Annotated in this window: 23 protein-coding genes and 1 riboswitch; of the genes, 10 read left to right on the top strand and 13 right to left on the bottom strand. The window is 66.0% G+C overall.

What is annotated here, in order from left to right; genetic code table 11:
- The first annotated feature begins 6 nt into the window (after nt 1–6).
- Nucleotides 7–675: a glutathione S-transferase family protein gene (locus tag J2Y54_RS10825; protein WP_066658930.1), complete on the top strand. Its 669-nt coding sequence runs from the start codon at nt 7–9 to the stop codon at nt 673–675.
- Nucleotides 672–1,373, top strand: coding sequence for an SDR family NAD(P)-dependent oxidoreductase (locus J2Y54_RS10820; protein ID WP_310039502.1), 702 nt, complete (start codon nt 672–674; stop codon nt 1,371–1,373). Before J2Y54_RS10825 ends, J2Y54_RS10820 begins: the two co-directional genes overlap by 4 nt.
- Here J2Y54_RS10820 and J2Y54_RS10815 read toward each other — a convergent pair.
- From J2Y54_RS10815 to J2Y54_RS10805, 3 genes are all read right to left on the bottom strand, one after another.
- Nucleotides 1,370–3,463 (bottom strand): PBP1A family penicillin-binding protein, encoded by a 2,094-nt coding sequence (locus J2Y54_RS10815; protein ID WP_310039500.1) that lies wholly within the window; start codon nt 3,461–3,463, stop codon nt 1,370–1,372. The genes J2Y54_RS10820 and J2Y54_RS10815 overlap by 4 nt on opposite strands.
- 196 nt (nt 3,464–3,659) lie before the next feature.
- Nucleotides 3,660–4,226: an HNH endonuclease gene (locus J2Y54_RS10810; RefSeq protein ID WP_310039499.1), complete on the bottom strand. Its 567-nt coding sequence runs from the start codon at nt 4,224–4,226 to the stop codon at nt 3,660–3,662.
- Between the two features lie 126 nt (nt 4,227–4,352).
- Nucleotides 4,353–5,117 carry an SDR family oxidoreductase gene (locus J2Y54_RS10805; RefSeq protein WP_310039498.1) on the bottom strand — a complete coding sequence of 255 codons (765 nt, stop codon included), beginning with the start codon at nt 5,115–5,117 and terminating at the stop codon, nt 4,353–4,355.
- Nucleotides 5,118–5,227: 110 nt separating this feature from the next.
- Here J2Y54_RS10805 and crtY point away from each other — a divergent pair, with 110 nt between their 5' ends.
- The 4 genes from crtY to J2Y54_RS10785 are packed head-to-tail and all read left to right on the top strand — an operon-like array spanning nt 5,228 to nt 9,391.
- Nucleotides 5,228–6,391: a lycopene beta-cyclase CrtY gene (gene crtY / locus J2Y54_RS10800; protein ID WP_310039497.1), complete on the top strand. Its 1,164-nt coding sequence runs from the start codon at nt 5,228–5,230 to the stop codon at nt 6,389–6,391.
- Nucleotides 6,388–7,869, top strand: coding sequence for a phytoene desaturase (locus J2Y54_RS10795; protein ID WP_310039495.1), 1,482 nt, complete (start codon nt 6,388–6,390; stop codon nt 7,867–7,869). Before crtY ends, J2Y54_RS10795 begins: the two co-directional genes overlap by 4 nt.
- Nucleotides 7,866–8,447 carry a TIGR00730 family Rossman fold protein gene (locus tag J2Y54_RS10790; RefSeq protein ID WP_310039494.1) on the top strand — a complete coding sequence of 194 codons (582 nt, stop codon included), beginning with the start codon at nt 7,866–7,868 and terminating at the stop codon, nt 8,445–8,447. The genes J2Y54_RS10795 and J2Y54_RS10790 overlap by 4 nt, the downstream gene beginning before the upstream one ends.
- Nucleotides 8,444–9,391, top strand: coding sequence for a phytoene/squalene synthase family protein (locus J2Y54_RS10785; protein WP_310039491.1), 948 nt, complete (start codon nt 8,444–8,446; stop codon nt 9,389–9,391). Before J2Y54_RS10790 ends, J2Y54_RS10785 begins: the two co-directional genes overlap by 4 nt.
- A 22-nt stretch (nt 9,392–9,413) precedes the next feature.
- Here the strand turns inward: J2Y54_RS10785 and J2Y54_RS10780 are convergent, their stop codons facing one another.
- Complete coding sequence (locus J2Y54_RS10780; protein ID WP_310039490.1) at nt 9,414–9,644, bottom strand: hypothetical protein; 231 nt, start codon at nt 9,642–9,644, stop codon at nt 9,414–9,416.
- Between the two features lie 94 nt (nt 9,645–9,738).
- On the opposite strand from J2Y54_RS10780, the gene J2Y54_RS10775 reads away from it, so the two are divergent.
- A complete protein-coding gene (locus J2Y54_RS10775; RefSeq protein ID WP_310039489.1) occupies nt 9,739–11,547 on the top strand; it encodes an ABC transporter ATP-binding protein/permease in 1,809 nt (602 codons plus the stop codon).
- A 64-nt stretch (nt 11,548–11,611) separates the two neighbouring features.
- On the opposite strand, the gene J2Y54_RS10770 is transcribed toward J2Y54_RS10775, so the two are convergent.
- The 4 genes from J2Y54_RS10770 to J2Y54_RS10755 are packed head-to-tail and all read right to left on the bottom strand — an operon-like array spanning nt 11,612 to nt 13,473.
- Nucleotides 11,612–12,664 (bottom strand): ribonucleotide-diphosphate reductase subunit beta, encoded by a 1,053-nt coding sequence (locus J2Y54_RS10770; RefSeq protein ID WP_310039487.1) that lies wholly within the window; start codon nt 12,662–12,664, stop codon nt 11,612–11,614.
- Nucleotides 12,665–12,668: 4 nt separating this feature from the next.
- Nucleotides 12,669–12,962, bottom strand: a complete 294-nt coding sequence (locus J2Y54_RS10765) for a hypothetical protein (RefSeq protein WP_310039486.1) — start codon at nt 12,960–12,962, stop codon at nt 12,669–12,671.
- Nucleotides 12,959–13,150 carry a hypothetical protein gene (locus J2Y54_RS10760; RefSeq protein WP_310039485.1) on the bottom strand — a complete coding sequence of 64 codons (192 nt, stop codon included), beginning with the start codon at nt 13,148–13,150 and terminating at the stop codon, nt 12,959–12,961. The genes J2Y54_RS10765 and J2Y54_RS10760 overlap by 4 nt, the downstream gene beginning before the upstream one ends.
- The gene (locus J2Y54_RS10755; RefSeq protein WP_310039483.1) at nt 13,147–13,473 is read right to left on the bottom strand and encodes a hypothetical protein; all 327 of its coding nucleotides are present in this window, start codon (nt 13,471–13,473) and stop codon (nt 13,147–13,149) included. The genes J2Y54_RS10760 and J2Y54_RS10755 overlap by 4 nt, the downstream gene beginning before the upstream one ends.
- A 68-nt stretch (nt 13,474–13,541) precedes the next feature.
- Here J2Y54_RS10755 and J2Y54_RS10750 point away from each other — a divergent pair, with 68 nt between their 5' ends.
- Nucleotides 13,542–13,793 carry a DUF2171 domain-containing protein gene (locus J2Y54_RS10750; RefSeq protein WP_310039482.1) on the top strand — a complete coding sequence of 84 codons (252 nt, stop codon included), beginning with the start codon at nt 13,542–13,544 and terminating at the stop codon, nt 13,791–13,793.
- Nucleotides 13,794–13,896: 103 nt separating this feature from the next.
- On the opposite strand, the gene J2Y54_RS10745 is transcribed toward J2Y54_RS10750, so the two are convergent.
- From J2Y54_RS10745 to J2Y54_RS10735, 3 genes are all read right to left on the bottom strand, one after another.
- A complete protein-coding gene (locus tag J2Y54_RS10745; RefSeq protein ID WP_310039481.1) occupies nt 13,897–15,831 on the bottom strand; it encodes a ribonucleoside-diphosphate reductase subunit alpha in 1,935 nt (644 codons plus the stop codon).
- Between the two features lie 426 nt (nt 15,832–16,257).
- Nucleotides 16,258–16,482 (bottom strand): DUF2061 domain-containing protein, encoded by a 225-nt coding sequence (locus J2Y54_RS10740; protein WP_310039480.1) that lies wholly within the window; start codon nt 16,480–16,482, stop codon nt 16,258–16,260.
- A 139-nt stretch (nt 16,483–16,621) separates the two neighbouring features.
- Nucleotides 16,622–16,894: a hypothetical protein gene (locus J2Y54_RS10735; RefSeq protein ID WP_310039479.1), complete on the bottom strand. Its 273-nt coding sequence runs from the start codon at nt 16,892–16,894 to the stop codon at nt 16,622–16,624.
- 160 nt (nt 16,895–17,054) lie between these two features.
- A riboswitch (TPP riboswitch) is annotated at nt 17,055–17,181 on the top strand.
- A 47-nt stretch (nt 17,182–17,228) separates the two neighbouring features.
- Between J2Y54_RS10735 and thiC the strand changes: the two genes are divergently transcribed.
- Nucleotides 17,229–19,106 (top strand): phosphomethylpyrimidine synthase ThiC, encoded by a 1,878-nt coding sequence (gene thiC / locus J2Y54_RS10730; protein ID WP_310039478.1) that lies wholly within the window; start codon nt 17,229–17,231, stop codon nt 19,104–19,106.
- Between the two features lie 52 nt (nt 19,107–19,158).
- Here the strand turns inward: thiC and J2Y54_RS10725 are convergent, their stop codons facing one another.
- Complete coding sequence (locus tag J2Y54_RS10725; RefSeq protein ID WP_310039476.1) at nt 19,159–21,465, bottom strand: TonB-dependent receptor; 2,307 nt, start codon at nt 21,463–21,465, stop codon at nt 19,159–19,161.
- 191 nt (nt 21,466–21,656) lie between these two features.
- Here J2Y54_RS10725 and J2Y54_RS10720 point away from each other — a divergent pair, with 191 nt between their 5' ends.
- The gene (locus J2Y54_RS10720) at nt 21,657–23,261 is read left to right on the top strand and encodes an amidase (RefSeq protein ID WP_310039475.1); all 1,605 of its coding nucleotides are present in this window, start codon (nt 21,657–21,659) and stop codon (nt 23,259–23,261) included.
- 4 nt (nt 23,262–23,265) lie between these two features.
- Here the strand turns inward: J2Y54_RS10720 and J2Y54_RS10715 are convergent, their stop codons facing one another.
- Complete coding sequence (locus J2Y54_RS10715; protein WP_310039473.1) at nt 23,266–23,766, bottom strand: thermonuclease family protein; 501 nt, start codon at nt 23,764–23,766, stop codon at nt 23,266–23,268.
- Nucleotides 23,767–23,790 lie beyond the last annotated feature (24 nt).

Here is a 23,790-nt window from a genome sequence, read left to right as displayed (position 1 = left end):
GTCAGCATGTGGCAGCTTTACCAATTCCCCCTGTGCCCCTTCTCGCGCAAGGTGCGGCTCGTCCTGGGTGAGAAGGGCGTCGGCTATGAGCCGGTGCGCGAATCGCCCTGGGCGCGGCGCGACGAGTTTCTCGACATGAACCCCGCCGGGCAGACCCCGGTGATGGCCGACGATCGCGGCGTGGTGCTGATCGACTCGGTCGCGATCTGCGAGTTCTTTGAGGAGACGGTGAGCAAGGCAGCACTGCTCAACGGTACCGCCGCAGACCGCGCCGAGATTCGCCGGCTGGTCAGCTGGTTCGACAATCAGTTTTTCCGCGACATCACCGGGCCTTTGCTCAACGAGCGGATGATCAAGCGTATCGTCCAGCGCGCGACGCCCGACAGCGGCGCGTTGCGTGAGGCGATGAAGGCCGCGGTTGCGCATCTCGATTACATCGACTTCCTGCTCGACCACCGCACCTGGCTCGGCGGCGCGACCATGAGCCTTGCCGATCTGGCCGCTGCCGCGCAGATCAGCGTCGCCGATTATCTGGGCGGGATCGACTGGAAGAGCCATGAGCAGGCCAAGCGCTGGTATGTCGGCATGAAGAGCCGCCCGAGCTTCCGCCCGCTGCTCGCCGAGCGGATGGAGGGGATCAACCCGCCGGCGGATTACGAGAAGCTCGACCTGTGAGTGCCGGAAGCGCGGTCATTATCGGTGCGAGCGGGGGAATCGGCGGAGCAGTCGCCGACGCACTCGAAGAGGAGGCCGGCCACGCGAAGGTCTGGCGCTTTGCTCGGTCGCTTGCCGGGGACGCGCATCTCGATCTGACCGATGAAGCGAGCATCGCGGCCGCCGCTGCACAGGTTGCCGCCGGGCCGCCACCGTCGCTGGTGTTCGTCGCGACCGGCATATTGGGCGAGGGCGAGCGCGGACCGGAAAAGTCACTGCGCGACCTCGACCCCGACTGGCTGGCACGCGTGTTCGCGATCAACACGATCGGCCCGGCGCTGGTCGCCAAGCATTTCCTGCCGCTGCTGCCGCGTACCGGGAGCCCGGTGTTCGCTGCGCTGTCGGCGCGCGTCGGGAGCATCAGCGACAATCGGGTGGGCGGCTGGCACGGCTATCGCGCGTCCAAGGCGGCGCTCAACATGCTGATCCGCAATTTCGCAATCGACGCCGCCCGGCGCAACGATCGCGCGATCGTCGTCGGGCTCCACCCGGGGACCGTGGATACACGCCTGTCGGAACCGTTTCGCGGGACGGTCGCGCCGGGCAAGCTGTTCGATCCCGAGCGCGCCGCGCTGCAGTTGCTGGATGTGATCGAAGGGCTCAAGCCGGTCGATAGCGGCAAATGCTTCGCCTGGGACGGCGCGGAGATTCCCGCCTAGAACTCGTCCTCGGGGACCGGCTCACGCCGCGCGCGATCGCGCGGTTCGTCCACCAGTTCCTCCTCGACCGGCCCGTCGCGACGCGTGCGGGTCACCTCGATACTGCCATCGCGGTTGACCCGGACACCCAGGTCGCGGTCGCCAAAGCTGCCTTCAAACTCGACGCCGTCGTCGATGAAGTTGTCCGGGTCCTCGACCGGAAGGTCGCTGACATTCTCCACCACAGGCTCGGGCCGCGGCAAGGCAGAGACGCCCAGCGCCTGGCTCATGAAATCGCGCCACACCCGCGCCGGGGCGCCACCGCCGGCCAGCCCGGCATTGGGGCTGTTGTCGTCATTGCCCATCCACACGCCGGTAATGATCCCGTCGGCATAGCCGAGGAACAGCGCGTCGCGATTGTCCTGCGTCGTTCCGGTCTTGCCGAACGTGTCGATGGCAAGGGCAGCGGAACGTCCCGTGCCACCCGAAACGGTTGCCGACAGCAGGTCGCGCATCCCGTCCAGCTCGCGCCGCGACAGCGACCGCACCGATCCGGTCAGGCGCGCCGCCCAGCCGGGCTCATCCGCTTCGGCCAGTCCGCGCGCGCGCACCGGGATCGTGCCGCTGGCGATGGCGGCATAGGCGGCGGTCAGTTCGAGCAGCGACACGCTCGACGTGCCGAGCGCGATCGACGCTTCGTTCGGGATCGGGCTGGTGATGCCCAGATCGCGCGCCGCCTGGATCACTGCCGGCACGCCGACCCGCTGGGTCAGCCGCGCGGCGGCGACGTTGCTCGACCGGGCAAACGCCTCGCGCAGCGTGATCGGGCCGCGATAGCGCCCGTCGCTGTTCTTGGGGCTCCAGTCGCCAAGGGTGATCGGCTCGTCCCGCACGATCGAGTCCGGTGTCATCCCCGACCGCAAGGCGGCGAGGTAGACGAACAGCTTGAACGTCGACCCCGGCTGGCGCTGTGCCTGGGTCGCACGGTTGAAGGGTGAAGCAGCGTAATTCTTGCCGCCGACCATCGCGATCACCCGTCCATCGGGGCGCATCGCAACGATCGCGACTTGCGCCTTGCGCAGCGCGGCGTTGCGCACCGCGCGCTCGGCGGCGCGCTGCATCCGCGCCTCCAGCGTGGTGGTCACCGTCTGGTTGGTCGCAATCTCGCCCGAGCGGTCACGTGCCTGCGGGAGCACCCAGTCAGCGAAATAGGTGCCGCTGGGCAGCGTTTTGACCTTCGACAGCCGCAGCCGCGCCGGGCGGACCGCCTTTGCCTCCGCCTCAGTCAGAAAACCGGCATCGACCATCGTCTGGACGACCACCGCCTGGCGCTCGCGCGCGCCCGACAGGTTTGACGACGGGGCGAGCCGCGACGGCGCCTTGACCAAGCCAGCCAGCATCGCCGCCTGCGCGGTGGTGAGGTCGGTCGCCGGACGGCTGAAATAATGGCGTGCAGCGGCATCGAGGCCGTACTGATTGTCGCCGAAATAGACGTTGGACAAATAGCGCGAGAGGATCTCGTTCTTGGTCAGCCACGCTTCCAGCCAGAAGGCGATCAGCACCTCCTGAAACTTGCGGCCGAACGTGCGGTCGGAGCTGAGAAACGCGTTCTTGGCCAGCTGCTGGGTGATCGTGCTGCCACCCTGGCGGCTGTTGTCGGTGAACAGGTTATTCACGAAGGCGCGCAGGATGCCGCGCGGATCGACGCCCCAATGCGACTGGAAGCGGCGATCCTCGACCGCGATGAACGCCTGGACGACATGGTCGGGCAGTTGCGACGCATCGACCGGCTTGCCCACCACCGCACCGGTGCGGGCGATCGGCGTCCCTTCGGCCGAGAGCAAGGTGATCGACGGCGGTACCGGCGGCTCGAGCGACTTGCTGAGCGGGGCGGTGAACACCAGCCACGCAACCGCCGCGAGGAACAGCAGGATCAGCACCGCCAGAATCCGTGGCACCCAGCGCCACTTGCGCTTGCGCACGATGACCGGAAGGTTGACCGTATAGTCGCCAAGCGGCGGCGGCGGCCCGCCGGCCGGCGCCGGTTGGCGCGGATCGGGAGGACCGCCGCGCGGGTCGCCGAGTTCGGGATAGAGCGTGTCGTAGCGCATAGAGCCTGACACTGTATTATTCCGATATGACAGCAGAGGCAAGCCAGCACCAGCACGATGCGGCGCGCGCCCTGCCCGATCCGGCGCGCAGCCTTTCATGTGCTCGCCGCCGATCGACCTTTCCGCCGCTCATGTCCGTTCTCCGCTGCAAACCCCTGCTTAGAGCAGTTTGCGCGTTACCGGAACTGCATGCGGTTCATGCGTCCAGCTCGACGTCCCAATAGAGCCAGTCGCGCCAGGTATCGTGCAGATAATTGGGCGGGAAGCGCCGGCCATGTTCCTGCAATTGCCAGCTGGTCGGGCGGATCGGCGGCATGAACAGGGGCATTGCCGCCTGTTTGGGGGTGCGCCCGCCCTTTTTCAGGTTGCACGGCGCACAGGCGGTCGCGACATTTTCCCAAGTCGTTCGTCCGCCCTGCGCGCGCGGGATGACATGGTCGAACGTCAGATCCTTGTGGCTGCCACAATATTGGCATTCGAACTTGTCGCGCAAGAACAGGTTGAACCGGGTAAACGCCGGAAATTGCGACGGCTTCACATATTGCTTGAGCGCGATGACGCTGGGCAGCTTGATCCGCGCCGTCGGACTGCGCACTTCGCGTTCATAGTGGCTGACGATGTCGACTCGGTCGAGGAATACCGCCTTGATCGCGGTCTGCCATGGCCACACGCTCAGCGGGTAATAGGACAGTGGAGTATAATCAGCGTTGAGAACGAGTGCAGGGCACCCTTCCGGATGTCGGATCAGATCGGGATGGTACATAAACCCCCTATCGCCGCGCTTCACTCGCCGTCGGTGCGTCTCTCGCCCCGGGCCGTGACATGCATATGACAGCACGTCGCGCGACTCGCGGTCAAGGGCCGGGTTTCATGTCCTGCGATTGCGCGCTTAGTCGGCATAGATCATCCGCCGGCTCATCCCGCCATCGATCACCAGCGCCTGACCGGTGGTGAAGCCGGCATGATCGCTGAGGTAGATCACCGCATCGGCGATGTCCTCCGGCGTCCCGACCCGGCCCACCGGATGCTGCGCGCGATCGATCGGCCGGTGCGCAGGATCGCGCCGAGCCGAAGATTTCTGCCACGGTCCCGTCTCGATCCATCCGGGGCAGATCGCATTGACGCGGATGTCCGGGCCCAGGCTGACTGCCAGCGCATGGGTAAGCGCGACCAGCCCGCCCTTGGCCGCGGCATAGGCTTCGCACTCGGGCTCGGACTGGAATGCGCGGGTCGATGCGATGAAGATGATCGCGCCGGAGCGTCCGCGCAGGCGCGGCACTGCGGCGCGCGTCATCAGAAAACCGCCGGTCAGATGGCTGTCCTGCCAGCGCCGCCAGTCCGCGAGGCCCAACGTTTCGACCGGCCCGCTGACCGGATCGGCGATCCCGGCATTGCTGACGAGCAGGGACAGCCCATCGGCGCCGCAGTCCCGCGCCCATGCATCGAAGGTGGCAAAGGCAGCGGCCACCGCATCCTCGTCCCCGACATCGGCCTGATGGGTAGCTAAGGGGCGCGAGGCGTGCGCTTCGGCGAGCTCGCGCAGCGCCACCCGGTCGGTATCGATCGCCATCACGCCCCACCCATCGGCAAGCAGCCGTTCGACCAGCGCGCGCCCGATGCCCTGCGCCCCGCCGGTCACGATCGCCATCCGCATTGTTCGTCTCCCTGGTTGTGCTGCAACGCAACGCATTGCTGCGACGGAAAGGTGCATCGATGCTGCCAGCAGGGCTTTCACCATGGCAAGCGATCCGCTAGGCGGCGGCGATGCCAGCGACCATCCATTGCGACGTTGCCATTGTCGGAGGAGGATTGGCGGGCGGGCTGATCGCGCTCGCGCTGCGCCGCAGCCATCCGACGCTCGACATCCGCCTGATCGATGGCGGCCGCAGCCTGGGCGGCAACCATCTCTGGTCGTTCTTCGCGTCCGACGTCGCGCCGGCAGACCGCTGGCTGGTCGCGCCGCTGATCTCGTATGGCTGGACCAGCTATGACGTGCATTTCCCGGCCCATGCCCGCACGCTGAAGGCCCCCTATTATTCGATCGAGTCCGAACGGTTCGATCAGGTCGTGCGGGGCGCCATGGCCGAGGGGTCGGTGATGATGCGCCGCAAGGTACTGGGCGCGAGCGCGCGCGCCGTCGTCTTTGCCGATGGCGACCGGGTCGAGGCGGGGGGCGTGATCGATTGCCGCGGACCGGGCGATCTGTCTAAGCTCGACCTCGGCTGGCAGAAGTTCGTCGGGCGCGAACTGGCGCTTGCCGAACCGCACCCGCTCAAGCGGCCGGTGATCATGGACGCGACGGTCGCGCAGCTCGACGGCTATCGCTTCATGTATGCCCTGCCGTTCGCCGCGACGCGCCTGTTTCTCGAGGACACCTATTACAGCGACACGCCCGACATTGATCCCGGCGCCTATGCCCAACGCATGGACGCATGGGCCAGTGCGCGGGGCATCGCTGTGGAGGCGGTGGTGCGCGAGGAAGCGGGCGCGCTGCCCGTCGCCATGGGCGGCGATTTCGAGGAATATTGGCGGTCCGGCGGCAACCGCGTGGCCAAGGCGGGTATGCGCGCCGGGCTGTTCCACCCGGTCACCGGCTATTCGCTGCCCGACGCGGTGCGGCTCGCTGCAGCGATTGCCGCCGCGCGCGACCTGTCGGGGCCGGCGCTGCACGATCTGACCTATGGCTATGCCCGCCGCGCCTGGCGCCGGCGCGGATTTTACCGCATGCTTTCAGCCATGTTGTTCCGCGCGGCAGAGCCGGCCGAACGCTATCGCATACTCGAACGCTTTTACCGGCTGGATGCAGGACTTATCTCCCGCTTCTATGCTGGCCAATCCAGCATCTACGACCGCGCCCGTGTCCTCGCCGGCAAACCGCCGGTGCCAATCGGGCGCGCGATCGCAGCTATCAGGGGACCGCGCACATGAAGCAGGCAGTAGTGATCGGAGCCGGGTTCGGCGGACTGGCATTGGCCATCCGGCTGCAATCGGCAGGCGTCGACACCGTCGTGGTCGAGGCGCGCGACAAACCCGGCGGGCGCGGCTATTACTGGGAGAAGGACGGGTTCGTCTTCGACGCCGGCCCCACCGTCATCACCGCGCCGGAAGCGCTGGAAGAGCTGTGGGCGCTGTCCGGGCACCGCATGGCGGACGACGTGACGCTGGTCCCGGTATCGCCATTCTACCGCCTCAACTGGCCGGACGGCACCAATTTCGATTACACCAACGACGACAGCATCCTGACCGCCGAGATCGCCAAGCTCGATCCCGCCGATATTGCCGGCTATCGCCGTTTCCTCGACTATTCGGCTGGCGTCTATCGCGAGGGATATGAAAAGCTCGGCCATGTCGCCTTTCTTGACTTCACCTCGATGGTGAAGGCGGCGCCGGCGCTGATGAAGTATCAGGCGTGGCGCAGCGTCTATTCGATGGTGTCGAGCTTCGTGAAGAACGAGAAGCTACGCGAGGCGCTGTCGTTCCACACCCTGCTGGTCGGCGGCAATCCGATGACCACCAGCGCGATCTATGCGCTGATCCACAAGCTGGAGCGCGACGGCGGCGTGTGGTTTGCGATGGGCGGGACCAACCGGCTGGTGGCCGGGATGGTGCGCCATTTCGAACGGCTTGGCGGCAAGCTGGTGCTGGGTGATCCGGTCGAGGAGATCGAGACGTTGGGCGAGCGCGCCACCGCCGTCCGCACCAAGTCCGGCGCCCGGTTCGAGGCGGACGCCGTCGCGAGCAATGCCGACATCGTGCACAGCTATCGCGACCTGCTCAAGGGCTCGCGCAGCGCCCAGCGCACCGGATCGCGGCTGCAGCGCAAGCGCTTTTCGCCCTCGCTCTTCGTCGTGCATTTCGGGATCAAGGGCACCTGGCCGGGCATCCCGCACCACATGATCCTGTTCGGCCCGCGCTATAAGGGGCTGCTCGACGACATTTATTCGCACGGCGTGCTGAGCGAGGATTTCTCGCTCTACCTGCATCACCCCACGATCACCGACCCGTCGATGGCGCCGGAAGGGCATTCGACCTTCTATGCCCTCGCCCCGGTCCCGCACATGGGCAAGGCCCCGGTCGATTGGGACGCGGTGCGCCCGGTTCTGGAAAAGCGAATCCTCGACGAGGTCGGTCGCCGGCTGATCCCCGACATCCATGACCGGATCGTCACCAAGTTCAGCTACGCCCCGACCGACTTCCAGCACGATCTGGCAGCGCATCTGGGCAGCGCGTTCAGCCTCGAGCCGGTGCTGACCCAGAGCGCCTATTTCCGCGCGCACAACCGCGACGATTCGATCGAGAATATGTATTTCGTCGGTGCCGGCACCCATCCGGGCGCGGGCATCCCCGGTGTGGTCGGCAGCGCCAAGGCGACCGCCGCACTGATGCTGGAGCAACCCAACCCGTGAAGCGCCTTGCCATTTATTGCGGATCCGCCACCCCGGCGGACCCGGTCTATATCGAAAATGCCCGGTTCGTCGGTCGTACGCTGGCCGAACGCGGAATCGGCGTCGTCTATGGCGGCGGGCGGCTCGGCCTGATGGGTGCGATCGCCGACAGCGCGCTGGAAGCGGGCGGCGAGGTGATCGGGGTGATCCCGCAGGCACTGGTCGACGCCGAAGTCGCGCATCGCGGTTGTACCGAATTGCACGTCGTGCGGACGATGCATGAGCGCAAACAGGCGTTCACCGACATGAGTGACGGCTTCATCACTCTGCCCGGCGGGACCGGGACAATGGACGAATTGTGGGAAGCGATGAGCTGGGCGCAGATCGGCTATCACGCCAACCCGGTCGGGCTGCTCAATGTCGCCGGCTATTATGACGGCCTCATCGAATTTGTCGGCAAGATGGGCGATGTCGGCTTTCTGCGTGCGCAGCATCGGTCGATCCTGATCATCGACGATCATCTCGACGGGCTGCTCGCGAAAATGGCCGCGCATGTCCCCACTCAGACCGTGGGCCAGATCGGCAGCAAGGACCTGTGACCGCCACGCCGCCGCGCCGCGAAGCTGTCGTGGCGGCAGCCCGCGACAGCATCCGGATCGGGTCGAAAAGCTTTGCGGCGGCCAGCACCCTGTTTGATGCCCGGACGCGCGAACGCGCATGGCTGCTCTACGCCTGGTGCCGCGCCTGCGACGATATCGCCGATGGGCAGGACATGGGGCATGACGCCCAGATCGTCGCCGACCCCGCCGCCGCTCTGGCCCGCATTCGCGGCCAGACCGACCGCGCCCTGGCCGGGGAGTGGACCGGCGAGATGCCGTTCGACGCGCTGCACATCGTCGCCGAAGAAACGCGCATGCCGCATCGCTTTGCCCATGACCTGATCGAGGGTTTCGCGCTGGACGCGCGCGGGTGGATGCCGCGGACCGAGCAGGATCTGATGCAATATTGCTATCATGTCGCCGGAGCGGTCGGCTGCATGATGGCGGTGGTGATGGGCGTCGATCCGGAGGATGATGCGACGCTGGATCGCGCCTGCGATCTCGGCCTGGCCTTTCAGCTTGCGAACATCGCGCGCGACATCGAGGCGGATGACCGCATCGGGCGGTGCTACGTGCCGATGGACTGGCTGGTCGAAATGGATATCCCGCCAGGCCAGCATATGAAACCGCCGTTCCGGCCCCGGCTCACCGTGCTGGCCCGCCGCCTCGCGGCGCGCGCGGCGCTGCATGAGGCGAGCGCGCGACAGGGAACCCCCGCGCTCGGCTTCCGCTCCGCCTGGGCGGTGCTGTCGGCGGCGCATATCTATGGCGCGATTGCGCGAACCGTGGCGCGCCGCGGCGACCATGCATGGGATCATCGCGCGGGAACGGGAAAACTGGAAAAGCTGGGGTGGATCGTGCGCGCCTTGGGCGAATCGACGGTTCGGCGCCGCCTTCACGCACCAGAGCCTCGCCCCGATCAGCTATGGACCCGACCGCGCTAGACGCCGGGGTCCGCGGCGCGGTTCAGCGGGCGCGCGGCTGAGGAGTCGCGCGTGCCATTTGCTCCCCCCGTCGCTGACACGTGGCTGCGATCGTCGGGAAGGAAATATCGGTATGGCGCGGAAGCACCCGTGCCGTGGCCGCCTGGCATTGTGCCGCGCTTTCGTACCGGACCGGCTCGATCCGTACCTGCTGGCATTGCTCGGCAAAGTCGCCGCAGCCTAGGATGGCCATCACGTAGAAAACCGGTTCCATCGTCTCGCTCCTTAACGGGGTCAACGCGTGCACCGCCGGGGCGTTCCACCGCGCGCCCGTTGCATCCGCGCGCGCGCGGCCCCAGATAGCGAACATGCCTCCCCAGACCGCGACCTCCGGTAGCGAACGCCCGCTGTTCGCGACGCTCCGGCGCTTTCTCCCCTATCTCTGGCCAGCCGGCGCGATCGGGCTGAAGGCGCGCATCATTGCCGCGCTGGTGCTGGTCGTGCTGTCCAAGGTCGTCCAGGTCTATGGCGCTGCCTATGCGCTGAAGGCGGCGGTCGACACGATGGCGCTGAACGAACGTGGCGCGGTCACGCTCGTCGTGCTGATGGTGGTCGGCTATGCGGCGGCACGGTTGTTCACGACGGTATTCGACAATCTGCGCAATACCGTGTTCGAAAAGGTCGGGCAGGACGCGACCCGGCGGCTTGCAATCCTCACCTTCCGCCACCTGCATCAGCTGTCGCTGCGCTTCCACCTGGAGCGCCGCACCGGTGCGGTGACGAAGGTGGTCGAACGCGGGACCAAGAGCATCGATTCGATGCTCTATTTCCTGCTGTTCAACATCGCGCCGACGATCCTTGAGCTCGCGCTGGTACTGCAGATTTTCGGGTCGAAGTTCGGCATGTGGCTGGTTGCCTCGACGCTTGCGATGGTGGTCGTCTACATCGCCTTCACGCGCTGGGTCACCGACTGGCGCGCCAAGCTGCGCGAGGCGATGAACGATCTCGACACCGGTGCAGTCGCGCATGCGGTCGACTCGCTGCTGAACTTCGAGACGGTCAAATATTTCGGTGCGGAACAGCGTGAATCCGACCGCTACGAACGCGCCGTCGAGGCCTATGCCAAGGCCGCGGTGAAGTCCGAGAATTCGCTCGCCTGGCTCAACATGGGCCAGTCGCTGATCACCAATGCGATGCTGGGCGCGGGCATGGCGGTGGTTGCCTGGGGCTGGTCGACCGGTCGCTTCACCGCAGGCGATGTCGTGTTCGTCTCGACGCTGCTCAGCCAGTTGTTCCGCCCGCTCGACATGCTGGGCTGGGTCTATCGCACGATCCGCCAGGGGGTGATCGACATGGGCGCGATGTTCGACCTGATCGATACCCAGGCCGAGGTGAAGGATGCGCCCGACGCAAAGCCGCTGGTGGTCGATCGCGGCGCGGTGCGGTTCGAGGATGTCCGCTTCGGCTATGATGCCGGACGCGATATTCTGAAGGGTATCGACCTCGACATCCGGCCCGGCCAGACGGTCGCGATTGTCGGCCCGTCGGGTGCGGGCAAGTCGACGCTCGCGCGGATTCTCTACCGCTTTTACGACCTGAGCGGGGGACGGGTGACGATCGATGACCAGGACATATCCCGGGTCAGCCAGGCATCGCTGCGCGCCGCGATCGGCATCGTGCCGCAGGACACGGTGCTGTTCAACGACACGATCGGCTACAATATCGCCTATGGCCGCGAAGGGGCGACGCCCGAACAGGTCGCGGCTGCCGCGCGCGGTGCCGCCATTGCCGGCTTTATCGAGGCGATGCCTGACGGTTATGAAACGCGGGTCGGCGAGCGCGGGCTGAAGCTGTCAGGCGGCGAGAAGCAGCGCGTTGCCATCGCCCGGACGCTGCTCAAGGATCCGCCGATCCTGATCCTGGACGAAGCGACCAGCGCGCTGGATTCGCGGACCGAGGCCGAAATTCTCGACACGCTCGAGGCGATCGGGCGCGGCCGCACGACCATCGTCATCGCGCACCGCCTGTCCACCGTGGTCCATGCCGATCGCATCGTCGTGCTGGAAGGCGGCCGGATCGCCGAGCAGGGCACCCATGGCGAACTGCTCGAGCGGCGCGGCATCTATGCCGAAATGTGGTCACGCCAGCAGGCGGAACGCGAGGCCGCGCCCGCCTAGCCAATGCCGACGGCCTGTGCGGTTGCGGGGGCGGCCGCCATCGGCGGCGCCCCCTTGCTGGCGATTACTCCGCCGCGACCCCGGCGCCATCGAAGAGTCCGCCCTCAACCGCGTCCTCGTTCGCAGCCTTGCCGGCCTTCGCCTTCTGGCGCTTGTCGAACGAATCCCACACTTCGTTCCAATTGCCCTTGGTCGCGCCCTTCGAATATTCCGTCGCGCGGGTTTCGAAGAAATTGGCGTGCTCCACACCGTTGAGCAGCGGGGTGAGCCACGGCAGCGGGTGTTCGTCGATCATGTAGATCGGCTTCAGCCCCAGCTGGTTCAGGCGCCAGTCGGCGATGTAGCGGATATACTTCTTGATCTCCTTGGGCGTCATGCCGGGGACCGGGCCCTGTTCGAACGCCAGGTCGATGAACGCATCCTCCAGCCGGACCGTGGTCTGGCACACGTCCATGATGTCGTCCTTCACCGCCTTGGTCAGGCAGTCGCGTTCCTTGGTGAAGGCGTGGAACAGGCGGGTGATGCCTTCGCAGTGCAGCGATTCGTCGCGGACCGACCAGCTGACGATCTGGCCCATGCCCTTCATCTTGTTGAAGCGCGGGAAGTTCATCAGCATCGCGAACGACGCGAACAGCTGAAGCCCCTCCGTGAACCCGCCGAACATGGCGAGGGTCTTGGCGATATCCTCGTCATTATCGACGCCGAACTGCTGAAGGTAATCGTGCTTGTCCTTCATCTCGGCATATTCGAGGAACATGCCGTACTCGCTTTCGGGCATGCCGATCGTGTCGAGCAGGTGGCTGTAGGCCGCGATGTGTACCGTTTCCATGTTGGAGAAGGCGGCGAGCATCATCTTGATCTCGGTCGGCTTGAACACGCGGCCGTATTTTTCGTGGTAGCAATCCTGCACCTCGACATCCGCCTGGGTGAAGAAGCGGAAGATCTGGGTGAGCAGATTGCGTTCGTGATCGGTGAGCTTTTGCGCCCAGTCGCGGCAATCCTCTCCCAACGGCACCTCTTCGGGCAGCCAGTGGATCTGCTGCTGGCGCTTCCAGAACTCATAGGCCCAGGGATATTCGAACGGCTTGTAGGTCTTGCGGGCTTCGAGAAGAGGCATGGGGTTACTCCGAGACGAATTCGATGATTGAGACGAGTGCCACCAGCACAGCGAATGCGAGCAAGGTGGCGCCGAGAAGTCGGTTCGCTTTTGGGCTGAGATTACCGGACGCGGGCCAAAACAGCATTTGCATGGCCATCATGAGCCAAACTGGGGTCAGGAGCGGAATCGGCCCGCCAACAAATGACCACATGCCCCCGATTTCGAGAAATACCGCGATCATGACCGGTACGCAGATCACCAGCATGGTAATCCGATAGGCTCTTGGGACCGGATTCGGCGCAATATCGCCGCTCATGCCCCACCCACCATGCCGGCCACCAGCGCGAAGCCGGTGAGGAACAGGCAGAGCGCGACCAGCATCGTGCCGGCGATGCGCAGCGCGTAGGTGCCTTCGGGCGAGGCGGCGCGGCGGCGCAGCAGGGTGAGGCCCGCTACGCCCGACGCGATGCCGATGCCGGCCTGAATGGCGAGCGCGCGCGTCACTGGTCGATCACCGTACCGCCGCGGTCGCGTACGATCACGCGTTCCTTGATGATCACCTTTTTCCCGCGATTGGCACCGACGCCGAACACGCAGATGCCGAGGAAATAGCCGAAATCATACCAGCCGCCATTGTTCGGCACGGCATAGACCGCGACGTCGGGGACGAACAGCGAGAGCACCCAGGCGACCGGGAAGATGAAGCCATGCCACAGGCCGAGCAGGAAGCCGGGCGCGCCGGGCTCGACCGCCGTCCCGACCTGCTGCGCGCAGGCGGCGAGGAGCGGAAGCAGGGCAAGCGGGAGGAGGCGTGCCATCCGGATCATTGCGAATCTTCTCCTTGGAACGCGGGCGTTAGGCAGGGGATGGAAACCGCAAGAAAGGAACCAAGATCATGGGGCATGCCAGCAACGTTCGCGAGGGCATGGAAGTCATTGGCGCGGACGGCGTCCATCTCGGCACGGTCAGCCAGGTGCACCACCACCGCATTCGCCTGACCCGCGCCGACAGCGGCATGGGCAGCCATGAGGGCCATTACCATTTCCTCCCGCTCGGCCTGGTCGCCGAAGTGGAGGGCGACAAGGTTCGCCTGTCCGCCACCGCCGCCAACGCGCTTGCCTTTATCGAGGAAGAAAGCACGACCTGAACGCCGGACGGGGCGGCGCGCACGTCGCCCCGCCCCCGAGCGCGCCACCCCCGCCGCAGCGGCGGAGACACGCGGGCCGGAACGGACGCGCGCCAACCGCATCTTACTGACAGGCCAGGCATTCGTCATAGTCGGTCGTCTCGCCGAGTTCGAATTTCGGCGCGTCGATCGTGTTGTCGGCCTCGACCCCGCCCGCGAAGCCGGCGCGCTGCACCGATTTCGAGCGCAGATAATAGAGCGACTTGATGCCCAGTTCCCAGGCGCGGAAGTGGAGCATCAGCAGATCCCACTTCTCGACATCCGCGGGGATGAACAGGTTCAGCGACTGGGCCTGGTCGATATAGGGCGCACGATCGCCGGCGAGTTCGAGCAGCCAGCGCTGGTCGATCTCGAACGACGTCTTGAACACGTCCTTTTCCTCCTGGCTGAGGAAATCGAGATGCTGGACCGAACCGCCGCGCTCGAGGATCGAATTCCAGACATTGTCGCTGTTCTTCGACTTTTCGATCAGGATCTTTTCAAGATACGGATTCTTGACCGAGAAGCTGCCCGACAGCGTCTTGTGGGTGTAGATGTTGGCCGGGATCGGTTCGATGCACGCGCTGGTGCCGCCGCAGATGATGCTGATCGACGCGGTCGGCGCGATCGCCATCTTGCAGGAAAAGCGCTCCATCACGCCCATGTCGGCAGCGTCGGGGCACGGCCCGCGCTCGACCGCGAGCTGCATCGAGGCTTCGTCGACCTGTGCCTTGATGTGCTTGAAGATGCGGCTGTTCCAGCTCTTCGCCATCGCCCCTTCGAACGGCAGGCCACGCGCCTGCAGGAAGCTGTGGAAGCCCATCACGCCAAGGCCCACGCTGCGTTCGCGGCTGGCCGAATAGGCGGCCTTTTCCATGCCCGGCTCGGCGCGGTCGATATAATCCTGAAGGACATTGTCGAGGAAGCGCATGACATCCTCGATGAACCCCTTTTCGTCCTTCCACTCGTCCCAGGTTTCGAGGTTGAGCGAGGACAGGCAGCAGACCGCCGTGCGCTCATTGCCCAGATGATCCTTCCCGGTCGGCAGGGTGATTTCGGAGCAGAGGTTCGAGGTCGAGACCTTGAGGCCCAGATCGCGATGATGCTTGGGCATGTTGTTGTTCACGTGATCGGCGAACACGATGTACGGTTCACCGGTCGCGAGGCGGGTTTCGACCAGCTTCTGGAACAGCGCGCGCGCGTTGACGGTGCCGCGGACACTGCCGTCCTTGGGCGATTTCAGTTCCCACTCTTCACCATTGCGCACCGCTTCCATGAACGCGTCGGGGATCAGCACACCGTGGTGGAGGTTCAGCGCCTTGCGGTTGAAGTCGCCGCTGGGCTTGCGGATCTCGAGGAACTCCTCGATCTCCGGGTGGCTGATGTCGAGATAGCAGGCGGCCGAACCGCGCCGCAGGCTGCCCTGGCTGATCGCGAGGGTCAGCGAATCCATCACGCGGACGAACGGGATGATACCCGACGTCTTGCCGTTGAGGCCGACCGGCTCGCCGATGCCGCGGACATTGCCCCAATAGGTGCCGATGCCGCCGCCGCGCGAGGCGAGCCAGACATTTTCGTTCCAGGTGTCGACGATGCCGTTGAGGCTGTCGGGCACGGAATTCAGGAAGCAGCTGATCGGCAGCCCGCGCCCGGTGCCGCCGTTCGAAAGCACGGGGGTGGCGGGCATGAACCACAGCTTCGACACATAGTCGTAGATGCGCTGGGCATGCGCGGCGTCATCCGCGTAAGCCGAGGCGACGCGGACGAACAGGTCCTGGAAATTCTCGCCGGGCAGCAGATAGCGGTCCTTGAGCGTTTCCTTGCCGAATTCGGTCAGCAACGCGTCGCGCGAATGATCGACCTCGACCGGGTAGATGCGCGGGGCGACCGACTTGGTATCGACCTTCTTGCGCGGCTTGGCGCTCTTGGCCGCCGCATCCGGGATGGTCGTGGCGACTGCGTCTACGGTTTCGGTCACGGTTTCACTCACGCTTGCTTCCTGGCCTTCCCTGAAATCCATCTGACGCCCCCTGCACTTCGTCGTCCGACTCGGGGGCCGTGTGGCGATGCTACATCGCCCGCGCGGGCATGAGAACAAAAAGTGTCCATTTGCCCGGCCCAGACCGCAGAAGAACGCCCCGCGATATGGGATCGCGAGCGGTGCTCCACCAGTGCTTGGGCTTGTCCCCCTGTGTGACCACTAGAGATTGTGCCAATCCGACAGCAGAGGCAATACCGTAAATGACAGTTAAGGGACTCGGTTCGTCGCTGATATGACTCGGTTCATGGCACGTCGACCGGCACGGATGCACCGCGACGCGCGGACCTTCCTTGGCTTTTCAGAATGCAAGAGAACGCGGGGCGAACGCCCGTTTTTTTTCGCCGCCCGATTCATCCACAGCTTTCTGCGCGCAGGCCGGCGCGGCAGCGACCTCCGCGCCGCCGATCAGCGGGCAGTCGCCGGTGTCGCGGTCCGAATCAGCGACCGCCGGGCATCCATTCGCGTCCAGGCGCGCTCGTGAAAGAAAAAGGCGATCGCGTTGATGCACGGCTCGATCAGCGCAATCCCGCCAGCGAGCGCAATCGAGCCGGTAAAGGCATAGGCGACCGAGAATCCGACGAGCAGATGCACCGCCAGATAGGTCAGCGTCTTGTGGACATCGCGGGACATGGGACGGCTCCGGTCAACGGGGGAGCCCGAAATCTAGGGATGCGCCTGCAGGCGGGCCAATGCGAAACCATGGCCAGAGTAATCGACTGCGCCACTCGCGCCAGTCGTGCCGGGCCCGCGCTGGAGCCCGGCGCAACCCTTAGCGCGTGGCATTCTCCATCCGCGCATCGTCGGCATCGTCAATCGCGTCCGCCTTCGCTTCGCCGGCCTCCTCGACATTGTCGGCCTGCTGCTCCAGCGCCTCTTCCATCGTTTCATTGGGGGCCATGTCAGCCTGCGCTTCGAGATTATCGGCCTGCGCCTCAGCGGCCGCTTCGACATTGTCCGCCGCCTGGTCATCGGCATTCCCGCCACAGGCCGCAAGCGCAAGCAGCGCGACGCCGGCAAGCGCCGCCTTGATCGTCGATTTCATCGGTAATCCTCCTGTTCGATGCCGGCCATCAATGAGCGGCGGGCAAAGCGGTTCCCGGATCAGCCCGATCGCAGCCGGCGCGGCCATCCGTCGCGCAGCCCGCGACCGCTCGCCAACAGGCCGCTGGACCTTCCGTCCTGCGCGCCCTACAACCGCGTCATCCCCGGGGGAGCGCTGACGCGCGCTTGAGAGGGTGGCGGGCACGCATGAAGCTAGTAGCTTCATGGGACCCAGAGCAGCCACCGACCCGCTGAACCTGATCCGGTTGACACCGGCGTAGGGAGGGAGCGGCCCGTTAGCCATGGTCCGTTTCCTCCACCTGGAGAGGAACATCATGGCAGACATCCCAGCCCGCAGCGAACTCAAGGTAACCACCGGCGCGATCCGCGGATCGACCAAGATCCATGTCGGCCCGCGCAAGGTCGCGATGCGCGAAATCCATCTCGAACCGTCGAGCGGGGAACCCCCGGTCCGCGTCTACGACACCAGCGGCCCCTATACCGACCCCAATGCCCGCATCGACATCATGGCCGGGCTTCAGGAGCTCCGCCGCGACTGGATCCGCGAGCGCGGCGATGTCGAGGAAGTGACCCAGCGCGAGGTGAAGCCGGAAGACAATGGCCAGCTCGGCCCCGACCGCAGCGGCGGGGTCCAGCCCTTCCCGAACGTGCGCAAGAAGGTGCTGCGCGCCAAGCCCGGCATGAATGTCAGCCAGATGCACTATGCGCGGCGCGGCATTGTCACCCCCGAAATGGAATATGTCGCCACCCGCGAAAATCTCGGCCGCCAGATGCTGTCCGAGTATGTCCGCGACGGCGAAAGCTGGGGCGCGTCGATCCCCGATTACGTGACGCCGGAGTTCGTCCGGGACGAGGTCGCCCGCGGCCGCGCGATCATCCCCAACAACATCAACCACCCCGAAAGCGAGCCGATGGCGATCGGCCGCAACTTCCTGGTCAAGATCAACGCCAATATCGGCAACTCCGCCGTCGCATCCGACGTGGCGAGCGAGGTCGACAAGATGGTGTGGGCGATCCGCTGGGGCGCCGACACGATCATGGACCTGTCGACGGGCCGCAACATCCACGACACCCGCGAATGGATCCTGCGCAACAGCCCCGTGCCGGTCGGCACCGTGCCGATCTATCAGGCGCTCGAAAAGGTCGGCGGCATTGCCGAGGACCTCACCTGGGACATTTTCCGCGACACGCTGATCGAACAGGCGGAGCAGGGCGTCGACTATTTCACGATCCACGCCGGCGTGCGCCTGCCCTATATCCCGCTGACCGCCAAGCGCGTCACCGGCATCGTCAGCCGCGGCGGATCGATCATGGCCAAATGGTGCCTGGCGCACCATCGCGAGAGCTTCCTCTACGAGAAGTTCGACGAGATCACGGAGATCATGAAGGCGTATGACATTGCCTACAGCCTCGGCGACGGCCTGCGCCCCGGATCGATCGCCGACGCCAATGACGAGGCACAGTTCGCCGAACTCTACACGCTGGGTGAACTGACCAAGCGCGCCTGGGAACAGGATGTGCAGGTGATGATCGAAGGCCCCGGCCATGTGCCGATGCACAAGATCAAGGAGAATATGGACAAGCAGCTGCAGGCGTGCGGCGAAGCCCCCTTCTACACGCTTGGCCCGCTGACCACCGACATTGCGCCGGGCTATGACCATATCACCAGCGGCATCGGCGCTGCGATGATCGGCTGGTACGGCACCGCGATGCTCTGCTACGTCACGCCCAAGGAGCATCTCGGCCTTCCCGACCGCGACGACGTGAAGGTCGGCGTGGTGACGTACAAGCTGGCCGCCCACGCCGCCGACCTGGCGAAAGGCCACCCGGCCGCCAAGGTCCGCGACGACGCGCTGAGCCGCGCGCGCTTCGAATTTCGCTGGCGCGACCAGTTCAACCTGTCGCTCGACCCGGATACGGCCGAGCAATATCACGACCAGACGCTCCCGGCCGAAGGCGCCAAGACCGCCCATTTCTGCTCGATGTGCGGCCCCAAATTCTGCTCGATGAAGATCACGCAGGAGGTGCGCGACTTCGCAGCGAAGCAGAACCAGCCCGCCGATGGGTTTATCGCGGCGGAGCCGATCATCGACGTCGCCGCGGCGGAAGCGGGGATGGAGGAGATGAGCCGCAAATATGACGCGCTGGGTCGCGAGCTCTATCTCGGCGCGGGTGACCGCGCGCATGACTGAATGGCCGTGCCGCCCCGCCCGGCGTTGACCGGGCGGGGCTGGTGGCGACCGGTCAGAAGCGACCGGTCAGTTCGATGCCATAGAAACGCGGCTCGGCCGGGATGAAGGTCGGGATACCGAACGCGCCGCCGGTGTTGCCGGCGTCGAGCAGATAATCCTCGTTCGACAGGTTGCGACCGAACACCGCCAGCTCGTAGCGATCCTCGGCGAACGAGACGCCGGCACGCGCGTTGAACAGCGTCACACCCGGCTGGCTGATCAGCGGATTGTTCGGGATCTCGAAGAAGATCTGCGAACGATAGGTGACGGTCGGCGTCGCGAAGAGGCGCATGCCGCCCAGCTCGGTGTTGAGCGTGAAGCCGCCTGCCGCCTGTACTTCGGGCTGGAGACGGAAGCGCGCGCCGGAGAAGGCGGGTGCGACCGAATTGCCCTTTTCGATCTTCGCATCGATATACGCGCCATTGGCGAAGACGGTGAGCCACGGGGTCGCGCGGACGCTGACCTCGGCTTCGACACCGAAATTGCTGGCCTTGCCCGCACTCTGCGTCACCGTCGTGCCGTTGGACTGGACGACGCTGACCTGGAAGCCGTCATACTTCTGGTAGTAAACGCCGAGCGTGCCCGAGACCGGGCCGACGCGGCCCTTGAGCCCGGCTTCATAGTTCCACACCTTTTCCTCCGCGACGAGGCTGAGGTTGGCGACCGGACCAGCGGCCGTCGCGCGCGCCGACAGCTGAACGACCGGCGAGCGGCGCCCCTTCGACACGGTGGCGAAGACGTTGATGTCGTCGGTCGCGCGATACAGGATGTTGAAGCGCGGCAGCACGGCGTCGAAACTGTCTTCGGCATGGAGCGTGCGGCCGGCGGTATCGACCTGGCCCGGGATCAGCGACGCGCCGCCGCTGAGCACCGAACGCGGCACACGCGCGAAATAGCCCGAGCGACGGGTTTCGGTCAGCCAGCGCACACCGGCGGTCAGCTCAAGCTGATCGAACGGGATCCAGGTGCCGTCGGCGAACACCGAAAAGCTGTTGTTGCGGCCCTGATTCTCGAACACCGAGCTGTAGGGGAGCGTGGTGACGAGGCCACCGGTGGCGAGCGCAGTCGCCTGCGCCGCGGTCACGACGCCCGCCGAGTTGATGCAGCCAAGGCCCGGGATGATGTTCGCCGCGCACTGCAGGAAAATGCCTTCTTCCGACGAGAAGGGCACATTCTGGAAGCTGTCTTCGGCGAACACGTTAAAGCCGAACGAGCCGCGGAACTTGGCGCCGGTATAGGCAAAGCGGCTTTCCTGGCTGATCTGCCAGCCCTTGGCGAACTCGGCGAACTCGAGATACCAGGCCGCCGAACCATCGGCGTCGAAAACTTCGAGGCTGTCGAACTCGCGATAGCCGTTGACCAGGGTCAGCGACCAGCGATCGGTGATGTCCCACGCAAGCGTCAGGTTGGCGTCATAGACCTCGCGGTTGAGGCCCAGCTTTTCCATCCCCAGCACCTGCGCCGAGACGGGCGAACCGCCCAGATGCGCAGCGCCGAACGGATTGCCCGGGCCGGCCGTCGTCGGGAGAGCGCGGGAGATGAAGGGGGTGCCGCTGTTGCGCTGCTGGTCGTAGGTGAGGATCAAGTCGGCGCGGAACGCGTCGCTCGGCTCGAAGCGCAGCGAACCGCGCACACCGAGCTGGTCCTGCGCATAGAGGTCATCCTGGTTGGCGGCAAGATTTTCGACATAGCCGTCGCGCTTCTTCACTTCGAACGCGATGCGGCCGCCGAACACCTCATTGCCGGCATTGACGAAGCCGGCGACGCGCCATGCGTCGAAATTGCCGTAGCTGGCGGTCAGCTCGCCCGAGAAGCCCGCTTCCGGACGTGCCGAGATGATGCTGATCGCGCCGATCGTCGACGCCGTGCCAAACAGGGTCGCCTGCGGCCCCTTGATCACTTCGACACGCTCGAGATCGTAGATCGCCTGATAGGACCCGCGCGAGCGCGAGATATCGACGCCGTTATAATAGAGCGAAACGCGCGGCCCCTGCTGCGCCGAACCCGAGTCCGAGGTGATGCCGCGGATCACGATGCCGGGGTTGTTCGCGCTCTGCTCCTGCACGTTGAGGCCGGGGACATAGTTCGACAGCTCGTCCAGGTCCTGCACGCCCAGCTCGCGCATCCGTTCGCCGCTGTTCGCGCTGATCGTGATCGGCACGTCGACGGCGCGCTGCTCGCTCTTCTGCGCGGTGACGATGATGTCGGTGTCGTCGCCCTCGACGCCGACGCGCGATGCCGGTGCTTCCTGCGCGAGCGCGGTGCCAGAAACGGTGGTGAGCAGCGCCGCGAGTGCGACGCCGGAAAGGCGCAGTGCCATGATCGTTGTTCCCCCGAAATAATACAGGTTTTGAGTAGCCGTCCCCTGCGCGCGATCTGTTGCAGCGCAACGTGAATTCGATGACGAACCCGCGCTAATTCGATGACGTTTTGACGACATCGTTACGCTTGAGACCGTCGACCCGCAGGCTTAGGGTGCAAGGGCATTCCCGCGATCCGGAGACCCCCGTCATGTCGTTGCTTCCCGCATTGTTGCTGCTCGCCGCCGGACCGGCGATGTCCGACTCTGCTGCGCCGCACACCGCGCCGACGGCCGGTGCCGAACTGATCGAGGAACGCTCGATCGACGACCTGGCCGCCGATCTGGCCGCCGGCCGCACGAACAGCGAAGCGCTGGTGCGCGCCTATCTGGCGCGGATCGAGGCGATGGACCGCACGGGGCCGATGCTGCGGTCGGTGATCGCGACCAACCCGGAGGCGCTTTCGCAAGCGCGCATGCTGGATGCCGAGCGGCGCGCGGGCAAGCTGCGCGGCCCGCTGCATGGCATCCCGGTGCTGGTGAAGGACAATATCGACACGGTCGGCATGGCGACCACGGCAGGCAGCCTGGCGCTGAAGGACAATATGACGGGCCGCGACGCGCCACTGGTCGCGCGGCTGCGCGCGGCCGGCGCGATCATCCTGGGCAAGACCAACCTGTCCGAATGGGCCAATATCCGTTCGTCGCGGTCGATGAGCGGATGGAGCGCGGTCGGCGGGCTGGTGCGCAACCCCTATGCGCTCGATCGTACCGCGTGCGGTTCGTCGAGCGGGTCGGGCGCGGCTGCGGCAGCGAGCCTGGCCGCCGCCACGGTGGGCACCGAAACCGACGGGTCGATCACCTGCCCGGCCGCGTCGAACGGACTGGTCGGCCTCAAGCCGACGTTGGGGCTGGTCAGCCGCACCCACATCGTGCCGATCAGCCACAGCCAGGATACTGCGGGTCCGATGACGCGCAGCGTCCGCGACGCCGCCCGCCTGCTCACCGCGATGGCGGGCAGCGATCCGGCCGATCCGGCCACCGCGCGCGCCGATACGATGCGCCGCGACTATGCCGCCGGCCTGTCCGTCGACGCGCTGAAGGGGGTCCGGGTCGGCGTGCTGCGCCCGGCGGGAATGTCACCCGATCTGGCCCGCATCTATGACGCCGCGCTGGAGTCGCTGAAGGCCGCCGGCGCCGTGCTGGTCCCGGTCGAGCCGCCCGCGACGCCGGGCCTTGGCGCCGCCGAGTTTCGCGTGCTGCTGACCGAGTTGAAGGCCGACCTCAATGCCTATCTGGCAACGACGCCAGCGGCGGTGAAGACGCGGACGCTGGACGCCCTGATCGCGTTCAACACCGCCGAGGCGGGCCGCGAAATGCCCTATTTCGGGCAGGAATTGTTTATCGAAGCGGCCAAGACCAAGGGCCTGGACGATCCCGACTATCGCGCCGCGCGCGAGACATCGCTGCGTCTGGCCGGGCGCGAGGGGATCGATGCCATGCTGGCCAAGGCCGGTGTCGCGCTGCTGGTCTCGCCAACACGCGACGCGGCTTGGCCGTCGGACCCCGTGCATGGCGATCAACCAAGCGGGCCGTCGGCCAGCAGCCTGCCAGCGGTTGCGGGCTACCCGCATTTGACCGTGCCGATGGGGGATATTCGCGGGCTTCCGGTCGGGCTCAGCCTGTTCTCGACCGCGTGGCAGGACGCGCTGGTGCTCAACGCCGGCTATGCCTTCGAGCAGCAGGCCAAGGCCCGCCGCGCGCCCCGCTACCTGCCCAGCATCGATGCGGGACCGGGAATCGAAGGATCGCGCTGAACGCTTAGTCGCACCAGCCCATCCGCCGCCCGCGATAGGGGCGCGCCAGCCCCTCGGCGACCAGCGTGTCGCCGACGCCGCGCCCGTCGACGGTCACGCGGCGAAGCTTGCGACCATAGCGGTCCGTATCGCGATCGATCGGGTGCAGCGCAACCACGCCAGCGTTGAGCAGCGTGTGGAGGCGCCGAGTGGCGGCCGCCCCCAGCGCGGCTTCGCGGGGACAACGCGCGGGGCGGGTTTCGGGCGTGTCGATATCGGCAATCCGGATCCGCGCCCCGTCCATGCGGAACGTGTCGCCATCGACCACGCAATTCAGCGTGCTGCCGTCGCGACAGTAGGAAAAGGCGACACGCTCCCCGCCCGGCGCGGACAGCGGCGTCGCTGCGGGCTGAAGGACCAGGCCGAGCGCGCCGCCGCACCCGGCAAGCGCGATCAGGGCAAGCGGCAAGCGCAGGCGGCGTTGGCCAGCGGGGCGGCGGCGATGCGGGTCAGTCGGGCGGTTCACGGCAGGGCGTCCATTGCCGCCGTG

It is taken from the genome of Sphingomonas sp. BE123, from assembly GCF_031456015.1.
In the GTDB taxonomy this organism is placed as follows: domain Bacteria; phylum Pseudomonadota; class Alphaproteobacteria; order Sphingomonadales; family Sphingomonadaceae; genus Sphingomonas.
This window is presented reverse-complemented; position numbering and strand designations above follow the sequence as displayed.